The sequence below is a fragment of the Pseudomonas sp. GZD-222 genome, assembly GCF_049310525.1.
In the GTDB taxonomy this organism is placed as follows: domain Bacteria; phylum Pseudomonadota; class Gammaproteobacteria; order Pseudomonadales; family Pseudomonadaceae; genus Aquipseudomonas.
In genome coordinates, this window is sequence record NZ_JBMOWO010000105.1 from 48,484 (window position 1) to 60,761 (window position 12,278).

General features: G+C 64.1%; 9 protein-coding genes. 6 read left to right on the plus strand and 3 right to left on the minus strand.

Going from position 1 to position 12,278, the window contains the following annotated elements; genetic code table 11:
- Nucleotides 1–89 precede the first annotated feature (89 nt).
- Nucleotides 90–1,235, plus strand: coding sequence for a glycerate kinase (locus ACO6VD_RS19940; protein ID WP_422421491.1), 1,146 nt, complete (start codon nucleotides 90–92; stop codon nucleotides 1,233–1,235).
- Here ACO6VD_RS19940 and ACO6VD_RS19945 read toward each other — a convergent pair.
- From ACO6VD_RS19945 to ACO6VD_RS19955, 3 genes are all read right to left on the minus strand, one after another.
- Nucleotides 1,224–2,186, minus strand: coding sequence for a site-specific integrase (locus tag ACO6VD_RS19945; RefSeq protein ID WP_422421494.1), 963 nt, complete (start codon nucleotides 2,184–2,186; stop codon nucleotides 1,224–1,226). The two genes, ACO6VD_RS19940 and ACO6VD_RS19945, sit on opposite strands and share 12 nt — an antisense overlap.
- Nucleotides 2,187–2,264: 78 nt before the next feature.
- The gene (locus ACO6VD_RS19950) at nucleotides 2,265–3,581 is read right to left on the minus strand and encodes a spinster family MFS transporter (RefSeq protein WP_422421509.1); all 1,317 of its coding nucleotides are present in this window, start codon (nucleotides 3,579–3,581) and stop codon (nucleotides 2,265–2,267) included.
- Between the two features lie 17 nt (nucleotides 3,582–3,598).
- Nucleotides 3,599–4,582 carry a flavin reductase family protein gene (locus tag ACO6VD_RS19955; RefSeq protein WP_400174121.1) on the minus strand — a complete coding sequence of 328 codons (984 nt, stop codon included), beginning with the start codon at nucleotides 4,580–4,582 and terminating at the stop codon, nucleotides 3,599–3,601.
- 178 nt (nucleotides 4,583–4,760) lie between these two features.
- On the opposite strand from ACO6VD_RS19955, the gene ACO6VD_RS19960 reads away from it, so the two are divergent.
- From ACO6VD_RS19960 to ACO6VD_RS19980, 5 genes are all read left to right on the plus strand, one after another.
- Complete coding sequence (locus ACO6VD_RS19960; RefSeq protein ID WP_422421496.1) at nucleotides 4,761–6,197, plus strand: coniferyl aldehyde dehydrogenase; 1,437 nt, start codon at nucleotides 4,761–4,763, stop codon at nucleotides 6,195–6,197.
- 50 nt (nucleotides 6,198–6,247) lie between these two features.
- Nucleotides 6,248–7,843, plus strand: a complete 1,596-nt coding sequence (locus tag ACO6VD_RS19965) for an amidase (protein ID WP_422421498.1) — start codon at nucleotides 6,248–6,250, stop codon at nucleotides 7,841–7,843.
- 142 nt (nucleotides 7,844–7,985) lie between these two features.
- Nucleotides 7,986–9,695 carry an FAD-binding protein gene (locus ACO6VD_RS19970; RefSeq protein WP_422421500.1) on the plus strand — a complete coding sequence of 570 codons (1,710 nt, stop codon included), beginning with the start codon at nucleotides 7,986–7,988 and terminating at the stop codon, nucleotides 9,693–9,695.
- An 8-nt stretch (nucleotides 9,696–9,703) separates the two neighbouring features.
- Entirely contained in the window at nucleotides 9,704–11,413 is a 1,710-nt protein-coding gene (locus ACO6VD_RS19975; protein ID WP_422421502.1) for an FAD-binding protein, read from the plus strand.
- Nucleotides 11,410–12,168 carry a glucose 1-dehydrogenase gene (locus tag ACO6VD_RS19980; RefSeq protein ID WP_422421503.1) on the plus strand — a complete coding sequence of 253 codons (759 nt, stop codon included), beginning with the start codon at nucleotides 11,410–11,412 and terminating at the stop codon, nucleotides 12,166–12,168. Before ACO6VD_RS19975 ends, ACO6VD_RS19980 begins: the two co-directional genes overlap by 4 nt.
- Nucleotides 12,169–12,278 lie beyond the last annotated feature (110 nt).

Sequence of the window (12,278 nt, forward strand, 5' to 3'; positions counted from 1 at the left end):
AAGCCGGGGTGACCGCTTTTGTGCATCCGACAGAAGCCCGCGCGCCGCCTAGCTGTCAGCATGCACCGATCTGGACCAGGAGAATTCCCATGAAAATCGTCATCGCCCCCGACTCGTTCAAGGACAGCCTCAGCGCCGAAGGGGTGGCCGACGCCATTGCCCTTGGGCTGGCGCAGGTCTGGCCCGAGGCGACGCTGGTCAAGTGCCCGATGGCCGACGGCGGTGAAGGCACCATGGAGGCCATTGTTGCGGCCTGCAGCGGTGAACTGCGCCGTCAGCTGGTCCAGGGGCCGCTGGGCGAGCCGGTGCAGGCCGGCTGGGGCTGGTTGGCCGAGAGCCACACGGCAATTATCGAGATGGCCCAGGCCAGCGGCCTGCAGCTGCTCAGCCTCGGGCAGCGCGATGCCTGTCGCAGCAGTACCTATGGCACCGGTCAACTGATCAGTGCCGCGCTTGATGCCGGCGCGCGGCGGATCATTCTCGCCATCGGTGGCAGCGCTACCAACGATGCTGGTAGTGGCATGCTCCGGGCTTTGGGCCTGCGTCTGTTCGATGCACAGGGGCAAGCGCTGGCCGAGGGTGGTCTGGCCTTGAGCCAACTGGCGCGCCTGGATGCCAGTGAACTCGACTCACGTCTGGCGCAGGTGCAGCTGGAGGTTGCCGCGGATGTCGACAACCCGTTGTGCGGCAGCAACGGTGCTTCTGCGGTGTTCGGCCCGCAAAAAGGCGCCAGCCCCGAGCAGGTGCAATTGCTCGATGCGGCGTTGGGTCACTTTGCCGATCACTGCGTGCCGTTGCTCAATCAGGACGTTCGCGATTTTCCCGGCTGCGGTGCGGCTGGTGGTATGGGCTTTGCCGCCAAGGCGTTCATGCAGGCGACTTTCCGTCCCGGTATCGACGTGGTGGCGGAGCTGGCCGGTCTGGAGCAGGCCGTGCAGGGCGCCGATCTGGTGCTTACCGGCGAAGGCCGTTTTGACGCGCAAACCCTGCGCGGCAAGACCCCGTTCGGCGTGGCGCGGATTGCCAAGCGTCATGGCGTGCCGGTAGTAGTGATCGCCGGAACCTTGGGCGAGGGCTATGAGCAGTTGTACCACCATGGCATCGACGCGGCATTTGCCCTGGCTAGCGGCCCGATGACCCTGGAGCAGGCCTGCAGCAACGCTGCAGCATTGTTGCAGGCCCGCGCGGGCGATATCGCCCGGCTCTGGTCTTGCGCCTACCGCTCAGGGCAGTGAAGCGCTAATTGCCGGTTGTTCGAGCGCCCTGTCGAGCAGGGCCAGCTCGCCGAAAGACGCCGAGGCATCGATGTAGCGCAAGGCCGACTTGGCGTCTTTCCAACCGACATAGCTCATCAACGCCTTGATCTCCCAACCGTTGCTGGTGGCCCAGGTGGCAAAGCCCCGGCGTAGAGAATGGCCGGTATATAAAGCAGCAGGCACACCCCCGCGTTCAAGAATGCGCCGTAGCAGGGCGATCAGGCTGTTGCTGTTGAGCGCCGCTTCGCCAAGATTGCCCCAGCGATCAAGCTTGCGAAACACCGGGCCGTGGGCAATGCCGGCTACTTCGATCCATTGCAGGTAAGCCTGAACCGGGCACAGCACTTTTAGCGCCGGGGCCTGATGGCGCACACCGAGGGCCTGGCGGTCACCTTTGCTGCGTGGCAGGTAGATCGACAGGCCTTTGCCCGCCTGGGCCTGAATATGCTCGACCTGCAGGCGCGCCAGTTCATCACCGCGAAACCCGCGCCAGAAACCGATCAATAGCAGCGCGACATCGCGCCTGGCCCGCAGCAGGGCGGGCAGATCGTGTTGCTCGCGGGCCTGACGGGCGTCTTGCTCAAGCACCTCGACGGCCTGCTGCAGGTGCTGAATCTGCAGCGGTGCCGCTTGCCGCGGTTCGGCCGGATGCAGGGTGCGAATGCCCTTGAGTACCTGGCGCACGACCGGGGCCTTGGTCGGGTCGGGAAAGCCCTGGCTGACATGCCATTGCCCAAGCGCGGCCAAGCGCTGTTTCAAGGTGCTGATCGCGTGGGTATCGGCGTGATCAGCCAGGTAACGGGCGATACTCTCGGCGGTGGCCGGGAGAAAACCGCCCCAGCTCACTTCGAAGTGATGTACCGCTGCCTGATAGCTGCGCCGGGTATTGTCGCGGGTGGCCGCCTGCAGATAGCGCTCGATGGTGTTCATTGTCCGCCTTAGTGCTGCGGACTGAAAAATGAGGCCTGCCGAGCACAGCGCATTGTAAAGCAGATGGCTGGCCAGGCGTCATCCTTGGTTAGGCGCCGCTGTGCGTCCATAGCCGATCTTGTGCGCATGCATGGCCGTTCGCGCCAACAACCCCACCGAAAGCAGAATGGGCACGTTCACCAGTAGCAGCGCATAACGCAGCGACTGCTCGGCGAACAGCGGTGCCAGGAGGTCGCTGAACAGCCCGGTCAGCAGCGGCCCGGTGCCGATACCGAGCAGGGTGCTGACGATGGTTTGCAGGGCCATGGCTGTACCGCGGCGACTGGCCGGCACCAATTGCGTAACCAGGTTGAAGGACGGCGCCACCCACCAGACCACAAAGAAGCTGTACACCGCGCACCAGAGCATGGCGCTGGGGATCGGCACGCCAGCGAAGTGGCCGCTCAGGCCCGCTGGCCATAGCAGGTAGACGATCAGCGCGGCCAGAGCAACCAGGTGACCAACTACCGGAATGAGGATCTGCCAGTGCGGGCTGTGGTGGCTGAGGCGATCATTGAGCCAGCCGGCAAACATGCCACCGCTGCCCGCCGCCACGCCACAGATGACCCCGACCAGCATGCCGGCATGTTGCAGCGACAGGCCATGGGAGCGGATCAGGAAACTGGTGTTCCACATGCCGATGGCATAGGAACTCAAGGTGGCCAGGCCGCCGGCCAGGATCAGGCAGCGGTAGGCAGGCAGGGCCCAGAGCTTGCGCGCCTCGCTGCCCAGGCTTAAGCCCGGGGCTGCGGGTGCAGCATGGCCCAGGTCCCAACGACCTCGCACGGGTTCGCGCACCAGCGCCAGCAGGGCGCAGAACAGCAGGGCCGGTACACCCAGGGCAAAAAAAGCGCTGCGCCAGCCGTAGTGTTCGACCACCCAGGCGCCAATGCTCAGGCCGATGATCGAGGAAAAGGTCGGCGCTGCGGTAAAGCAACTGATGGCAAACGAGCGGCGTTGCGGCGGATACAGGTCGGCGATCAGCGACAGCGACGCCGAAGTGGTCGGCGACTCGCTCACCGCCACCAGCATCCGCGCAATGGCCAGCACGATAAAGCCGCCGGCCAGGCCGCAGGCCATGGTCGCCAGGGCCCAGAGCAGGCAGGACAGGGCCAGCAGGCGGGTGCGCGGCAGACGATCGACCAGGCGCCCGGCGGGGAGGCCGAGCACGGCATAGACGACGGCGAAGGCCAGGCCCGAGATCAGCCCCATGGCCGTGTCGCCGACGCCGAACTCGGCCTTGATCGGGTCGATCATCACCGCCAGGATCTGGCGGCCGACAAAGTTGTCGGCAAACACCATCGCCAGCAACAGCAACAGGCCGTGGTTGCGCCAGCCGACCGTGGTGCTCGGCAGGCCGCGCGCGTCGGTGGTCAACGTGGTGCCCACAGGTCCGGTAAACCGGGATCACTGACCACAATCAGGCGCTTGAGCAAGACCTTCAACGCCTGGGCGTCGGCCGCGCCCAGTTTGGCCGACAGTTCTTCTTCCACCACCTTGGCCAGGGCCAGTTGCTGTAGCGATGCTTCACGACCATTGGCGGTGAGCACAAAACGCAGGTGTCCCGGTTCGCCCTCGATGGCCACCATGTTCTGCCGTTCGAGGAAGCGCATGCTCGGCAGCGTCACTTCATGGCCGGTGTAGTTCACGAAGGTGTTGATCTCTTCCAGGCTGAGGTTGTCGCGGATGCACAGCACCGAGAGGATGAAGAACGCCTGTTCGTCCAGTTGCTGGTTGTTCAGCAGCAGGCGCAAGGCGTTGAGCAATTGATAGTGGGCGCGGCCCAGCAGGTAGCCGAGCAGGTCTTCGGTGTAGCTGCATTCCGGTGGCGGCGGTGTGGTCGCCAGGCGCAGTTCGCTGCGCGGCTTGCGCGTGGCCAGGGCGTATTGACCGCTCTGGAAGGCCAGCGGTGCGCGTTCGCTGTGGTCGAAGGCGAGCACCTCGCCGACGAAGATCACATGGTCGCCACCTTCGTACTGGAAGGCCGTGCGGCACTGGAACCGCGCCGTGCAATCCTGCAGCAAGGGGGCTTCGCTGACACCGTTGTCGAACTGGATTTCAGCGAACTTGTCCTCGCCCTGGGTAGCAAAGCGCCCGGACAGCGACTCTTGCTCGGTGGACAGCACATGCACGTTCCAGTGCTTGCCGGTGCTGAACACCGGCAGGCTGCGGGCCTTTTTCGACAGGCTCCAGAGCACCAGCGGCGGGTTGAGCGACACCGAGTTGAAACTGTTGGCGGTGATGCCCACTGGCGAGCCGTCTTCGGCCTGGGTGGTGATGATAGTGACCCCGGTGGTGAAGGTGCCGAGCGCGGTGCGAAAGGCCTGGGGGTCGAAACCGATGTTTGGCGTTGCCATGACTGACCTCATGGGGTGGGATTTTCGTGGTGCCAGTATTGGTCGCAGGCGCTGTGTACACATCGTCTTAACGGACTAACGCTTTTGCCTGATTCTCGTCCGATCGGACGAGGCGCGCAGCCCTTGCCCAGCGCTAGTGTGGCGCCAGCCGCCAGCCACGAGAGCCAAGGGGAATTCGATGACTTCAGTACACCCATCCGTAGATACGCTGACCAGCTTGCTGGCCCGCCAGAAAGACGCCTTCAACTGCGCAGGCGCGGTAAGCGCCGCCACCCGCCGCCAGCGTTTGCAGCAGGTGATTGAACTGTTGGTGCGCCACCATCGCGAACTGACCGAGGCGATCGATGTGGATTTCGGCGGCCGCTCTGCCGGTTTTTCATTGATGAACGACGTCATCGGTAGCCTGTCGTCGCTCAAGCATTCCCGCGACCACCTCGAAGGCTGGATGCAGGACGAACAGCGCCAGCCGTTCACGCCTTATGACCAGTTGGGCGCCAAGGCGTGGGTGATGCACCAGCCCAAAGGCAGTGTCGGCATCATCGGTACCTGGAACGCGCCGCTGTACACCTTGCTCAGTCCGCTGGCGTCGGCCCTGGCTGCAGGCAACCGGACAATCCTCAAGCCCTCCGACGTGCTGCCGCGTACTGCGCAGTTGCTGGAGCAATTGTTCGCCGAGTACTTCGACCCGCTGGAGGTGGCGGTGATTACTGGCGATTCCTCGGTGGCCAAAGTGTTTTCCGCCCAGCCGTTCGATCACCTGGTGTTTACCGGCAGTACCGAAGTCGGCCGCTCGGTGATGGCCAACGCCGCGCAGAACCTGGTGCCGGTGACCCTGGAGCTGGGCGGCAAATCACCGGTGATCGTCTCTTCCAGTGCCGACATTGCCCGCACCGCGTTCAGCATTGCCATGGGCAAGACCACCAACGGCGGACAGGTCTGTATCAACCCGGACCTGGTCTATGTACCTGAAGCGCAGCTGCAGACCTTCCTTGATGCACTGCGGGAATCCTACTGTGAGCTGCATCCGACCATAGCGGGTAATCCGGACGTGGTCGCAGTGGTCAGTCAGCGGCATGTCGAGCGGGTCGAGCGCTATGTGCAGGAGGCACGCGAGCGGGGCGCGCGGGTTGAATGTCTGCCCGAAGCGCTGCCCCTGAACCCGGAGGATCGTCGGCGTCCGCTGCAAGTGGTGGTCAACCCGCCGCAAGACAGCTTGATCATGCGCGAGGAAATCTTCGGCCCGGCGCTGGTGGTGTTGACCTACCAGCAGCTCGATCAGGTGCTGGCCGAGATCAACGCACGGCCGCGCCCGTTGGCCCTGTACTACTTCGGCAGCGACCTCGATGAACAACGTTATGTGCTGGAGCACAGCCTGTCCGGTGGCGTGACCATCAACGACGTGATGATGCACGCGGCGATGCACGACGCGCCATTCGGCGGTGTCGGGGCTTCAGGGTTGGGTCATTACCATGGGCGTGAGGGCTTTCTCGAATTCAGTCACCTGCGTACTGTGTTCAAGGCGCCGAGCCATGACCCGCGCCGCGAGTGGGGCTTGCTGCCGCCCTATGGCGAGCACTTCCTGGCCGCGATGACGGCCATGGTCACCGCCGACTGATACGCTTCGACATTTGTTCACCGACCTTTGCCCTTACACAGGAAGTCCCCATGACCGAGCACAGTACCGACCACCCACCTGCAGCCACTGTGGTTGCCACTGACGCGCCTGTGACCTTGCCCCGGCGCAGTGTCCTCAAGGCCGGCGCCGTGGTGGCGGGCGTCGGCTTGCTCGGGCGCTTTGCCGATGCCCGAGCAGCAGGCATGTCGGACCGCGACTATCAAAGCCTGGATGCCTGGGCGATGAGTGAGGCCGTGCGCAAAGGCGAGCTCAGCGGCGAAGACCTGCTGGCTGCGGCCCTGGCGCGTTGCAGTGCGGTCAACGGCAAGGTCAAGGCGGTGAACATGCTGCATGAAGACTACGCCCGTGCGTTGTTGTTGCAGCGCAACCAGGCCGGTGCCCAGGCCCAAGGCGCGTTGGCCGGGGTGCCGATCCTGATCAAGGACCTCAACACCTACCTCAAGGGCACTGTAACCAGCAATGGCAGCCGGCTGTTCAAGGATGCACCGCCGGCAGCCCGCACCAGCACCCTTATCAGTCGCTACGAGCAGGCCGGTGCGCTGCCGTTCGGCAAGACCACCTGTCCCGAGTTCGGCCTGACCACCACTACCGAATCGCTGCTCTGGGGCCAGACCCGCAATCCCTGGAACCTCGAACACAGTGCCGGTGGTTCTTCCGGCGGCGCCGCCAGTGCGGTGGCGGCCGGTATCGTGCCGGTGGCGCATGCCACCGATGGCGGCGGTTCAATTCGGATTCCGGCGTCTTATTGCGGTCTGGTCGGGCTCAAGACCAGCCGCTACCGCACGCCGAGCGGGCCGGGGCATTTTGAAGGCTGGTTCGGCGCCAGCGTCGGCAACGTGGTGTCGCGCAGTGTCCGCGACATGGCGTTGTTCCTTGATGTGGGGCAGGGCCACGAGGCCGGCAGCCCCTACTGGAGCGCACCGCTGGCACGGCCTTACATCGAGGAGCTGCAGCGTGAACCGGGCAAACTGCGTATCGCGGTAGTGCGTCAATCGTTGACCGGTTCACCGTTGGAACCTGCCATTGCCACAACCCTCGAACAAACCATCAAACAATTGACGGGCCAGGGCCACGAGCTCGAAGAGCTCACATTGGCGGTCGATCCCCGGCAGTTGTTCGGCGCGCACGGGATGGTCGTCGGCACCGCCTTGACCACCCTGGTCAAGGATCGTGAACAGGCGTTGGGGCGTGCGGCGACGGATGAGGATCTGGAGAAGATCACTCAGGTGGTTCTCGAGCGCGCACGGGGCGCCACAGGGGAAGGCCTGTATCGCGCACGGCAGTCGTTCGAAAGTATTGGCGCGTTGATGGAAAGCCAGTTTGAACGCTTTGATCTTATTCTCTCGCCGGTGACGGCCAACCTTACGCCGCGCATTGGTTTGCTGTCGCTGGACCAGGCCTGGGACAGCTATGCCCAGCATGCTATGGGCAGTGCCGGTTTTACCGTGCTGGCCAACGTCAGTGGGCAACCGGCTATCTCCTTACCGTTGGGCTGGAGCGCAGAGGGCTTGCCGGTGGGCATGATGTTCACGGCGCGCCTGGGTGGTGAGGATGTATTGCTGCGTCTGGCCCGGCAGCTGGAGCAGCTGCAGCCCTGGGCCGGCAAGCGCGCAGCCATCGTCTGATCGAGCTTTATCGCGGGGCAAGCCCGCTCCCACCCGTCGGGGCGGGGTTTTCCCGTGGTTGTTTCTCGTCCGCTTTGACGATGAGCCTGTCATCTGCTGAGTCGATCATCGAATCTGACTCTCAGCGGATGGCCTAACAATAATGACAGCTCAAGTTCTGACGCAAAAACCCTATGACGTGATCGTTGTCGGTTCGGGTGCCGGTGCCATGGCCTCGGCGGTGTTTCTCGCCGACCAGGGCTTGCGCGTGCTGATCGTGGAAAAGAGCGACAAGTACGGCGGCACCTCGGCGATTTCCGGCGGCGGCATCTGGATTCCCAACAATCACTATTTTGCACGCAAGGGCGGTGATGACAGTGTCGAGCAGGCCTTGACCTATCTTAGGGCTGCCGCTGGCGAGCAGGTGGATGAAGCACGCTTGCGCGCTTATCTCGACAACGCGCCGAAGATGATCGAGACCCTCACGCGCACCAGCCGCGTACGCTATGCGGTGGCAGACAAGTACCCGGATTATTACCCGCACCTGCCAGGCTCCTTGCCCGGTGGTCGTACCCTCGATCCTGAGCTGTTCGACACCAGCCTGCTGGGCGATGAGCTCGACAACCTGCGCAAGCCTTCGCCCTCGACCCTGCTGATGGGCCGCATCGCCTGGACTGCGCGGCATGCCCACAAGGCCATGGCCCGTGGCTTTGGCTGGCAGCTGCTGATTCTTGGCCTGATGCTGCGCTACAAGCTCGATTTCAAATGGCGGCGCAAGAGCAAGTACGACCGTCGCGCGGCGCTGGGCAGTTCGTTGGTGGCTGCGCTGCGCCGCTCCTTGATGGACCGCAATGTGCCGCTGTGGCTGAACACCGATTTCTCCGGACTGATCAGCGAAAAAGGGCGGGTCACCGGGGTGACAGTGGTACGTGAAGGCCGTGAACAGAAGCTCATGGCGCGTCTTGGGGTGATCCTTGGTTCGGGTGGTTTCGAGCAGAACCAGGCGCTGCGCGAGCAGTACCTGCCGCAACCCACGCACATGGCCTGGAGTGCCACGCCGCCGGGCAACAACACCGGTGCCGCGTTGCAGGCCGGCCTCGCTCAGGGGGCGGCGACGGCCTTGATGGATTGGGCCTGGTGGGCGCCGACCATTGCCGTGCCAGGTGAGGAAAAGCCCCGTGGAATCTTTGCCGAGCGGGCGTTCCCTGGCGCGATTGTCGTCAACGGCCTGGGTCGGCGCTTCGTCAATGAGGCCGCGCCGTACCTGGAGTTTGTCGACGCCATGTACCGCGACAATCAAGTGACCGCTGGCAACAGTGTGCCAGCCTGGGTGATTTTCGACGGCCACTTCCGTCAGCACTACGCCATGGGGCCGTTGATGCCGGCCCAGGTCATGCCCGACAGCCGCCTGCGCAAGGAATGGCGCAACACTTTGTACTGGAAGGCCGACACCCTGGCCGAGCTGGCGCAACTGATCGGCGTTGATACCGCAGGCCTGGAAAATACCGTGGCCAAGGTCAATGAGTACGCGCGCACGGGTGTAGACCCGGACTTCGGCCGCGGTGGCAATGTCTTCGACCGCTACTACGGCGACAGCAATATCAAGCCCAACCCGTGCCTGGCACCGCTGCGCAAAGGGCCGTTCTACGCGATGCGCATGGATGCCGGCGATATCGGTACCAAAGGCGGTCTGTTGACCAATGCCAACGCTCAGGTGGTTCGTGAGGACGGTCAGCCGATTGCCGGTTTGTATGCCATCGGCAACTGCTCGGCCTCGGTGATGGGCACCAGCTATCCGGGTGCCGGTGGCACCTTGGGACCGGCGCTGACCTTCGCCTACGTGGCTGCCAACCACCTTGCCAGCCAACGCTAGGAGGCACCATGCAGACGTCCGATCAGGTTTCAACCTGCAGCACCATCCTCGCGCCTTTGCGGGTCAGTGACAGCGCCCTGTTGAAGTGGGATGAACAATGCGATGTGCTGGTCATCGGCTGGGGCGCCGCCGGTGCCTGCGCCGCACTTGAAGCGCGGGCCGGTGGTGCCGATGTGCTGATTGCCGACCGTTTTACCGGAGGCGGCGCCAGCGCCAAGAGTGGCGGGGTGGTCTACGCAGGCGGCGGCACCCGTCAGCAGCAGGCCGCCGGTTTCAATGACAGCCCGCAAGCCATGTTCGATTACCTCAAGCATGAAACCTGCGGGGTGGTCAGCGATACCACCCTGCGGCGTTTCTGCGCGCAGAGCGTGGCCAACCTGGAGTGGTTGCAAAGCCACGGCGCGCCCTATGGTCACCAGATGCCACCGGGTGGCAAGACCTCGTACCCGGCCGATGGCTATTTTCTCTATTACTCCGGCAACGAGCTTGTGCCATCACATACCGACTCACTACCACCTGCACCTCGCGGCCATCGCACCGTGGGCAAAGGCCAAGGGGGCGCAGTGCTGTATGGCCACCTGCAGGCGGCCTGCCTGAAGGCGGGGGTTCGCCCTTTGCTGCAAACGGCGGCGCGGCGCCTGGTGGTGGATGGCGAGGGCCGGGTGATTGGCGCCGAACTGTGGCGGCTGCCACCCGCCAGCGAGGCCGCCAGGATCCACGCGCGCCTGGCCGCTCGCGCCGAACGCTGGCAGAACCTGGCGCCGGGTTACTGCGACAAACTGCGTCAGCGCGTCAGTCAGCTGGAACGTGAGCACGCCCAACCTTATCGGGTGAAGGCGCGCCAGGGCGTGGTGCTCAGCACCGGTGGCTTTATCTTCAACCGCGAGTTGATGCGCCAGCACGCGCCGGGTTATCGGCGCAATTTCAAGGTGGGTGCTACCGGCTGTGACGGTAGTGGCTTGCGTCTGGGCCTGAGTGCCGGGGCTGCCAGCGCCGGGCTGGAACGCGTTTCCGCCTGGCGCTTTATCAATCCGCCGCATTGTTGGCCTAAGGGCATTGTGGTCAACCGCGACGGCAAGCGCTTCTGTAACGAGGAAGTCTATGGCGCGACCCTCGGCCAGCCGTTGATGGAGGAGCAGGGCGGTCGTGCCTGGCTGGTGCTCGATGCGCGGCTGCGCGCCAAGGCCATCCGCCAGGCGTTGTTTGGTGGTTACTGGTGGTTCCAGACGGTGCCCGCGCTGGCGCTGATGCTGCTCAAACCACGCAAGGGCAAGACCCTGGCGCAACTGGCCAAGGCTGCGGGCATGCAGGTAGAGGCGTTGAGCCAGGCGCTGCAACGCAACAACGCGGCCGCCCGGGGTGAGTCCGAGGATGATTTCGGCAAATCCTCGGGCAGCCGTGAAGTGCTCGACAAGGGGCCGTTCTATGCCTGTGACATTTCTGTCGGTAACCCGATCTTTCCCCTCGGTGCCCTGACTCTTGGAGGCCTGAAAGTCGATGAGGACAGTGGTGCCGTGCTGACTGAACAAGGGCAGCCGATCCCCGGCCTGTATGCCGCCGGGCGTACTGCTCTGGGCATTCCTTCGCACTTGTACATCAGTGGCCTGTCCCTGGCCGATTGCGTGTTCTCCGGGCGCCGCGCCGGGGCTGCGGTGGTTGTGCAGCAAGGTACGGCGTTGGCGGAACCCAAAAAAACCATGATAAGGACCCCTCAATGAACGGACGAGTACAAGGCAAAGTCGCGCTGGTCACCGGCGGCGCCAACGGTATCGGCCGCGCCTGTGCGCGACTGCTCGCGGCTGAAGGCGCCCGGGTGCTGGTCAGCGATATCGATGAAAGCGCCGGCCAGGCCCTGGCTGCCGAGATTGGTGCGGCGGCTGAATTCATTCGCCACGACGCCAGCAGCGAAAGCGACTGGCAGCAGGTCATGGCTTATCTGCGCGACCGCCATGGCCGCCTGGACATCCTCTTCAACAACGCCGGCATCCTGCGCAGCGGTTCGGTTGAAGACACCTCGCTGGCGGACTGGCATCGGGTTCTGCAGGTCAACAGTGACAGCGTGTTCCTTGGCTGTCGCGAGGCCATTGCACTGATGAAAACCACGGGCGGGTCGATCATCAACATGTCCTCGATTGCGGCTTTGGGCGGGCGCGGCGACTACCTGGCCTACAGCGCCTCGAAAGGCGCGGTGGCGGCCTTGTCGCGTTCGGTGGCGGTGCATTGTCGCCAGCGCAAGTACCGCATCCGCTGCAACACCCTGCACCCGGACAGCGTGCTCACGGCCATGACCCGCGCCAGCTGGCCCGCAGGGCTCGACCCGGAGCGCATGACCATCGACAGCGACCCGATGCAGCGCATGTGTTTGCCTGAGGATGTCGCTGCCAGTGTGTTGTTCCTGGCGAGCGACGAGTCCCGGGCGATCAATGGGGTGGAGTTGCGGGTCGACAGCGGGCAGTTGCTGATGAGTATTTGAATGTATAGGGCATAACTGCCTGTAGGAGCGGATTCATCCGCGATGGACTGCGCAGCAGGCCCATTTTTGGGGCCGCTACGCGCCCCATCGCGGATGAATCCACTCCTACA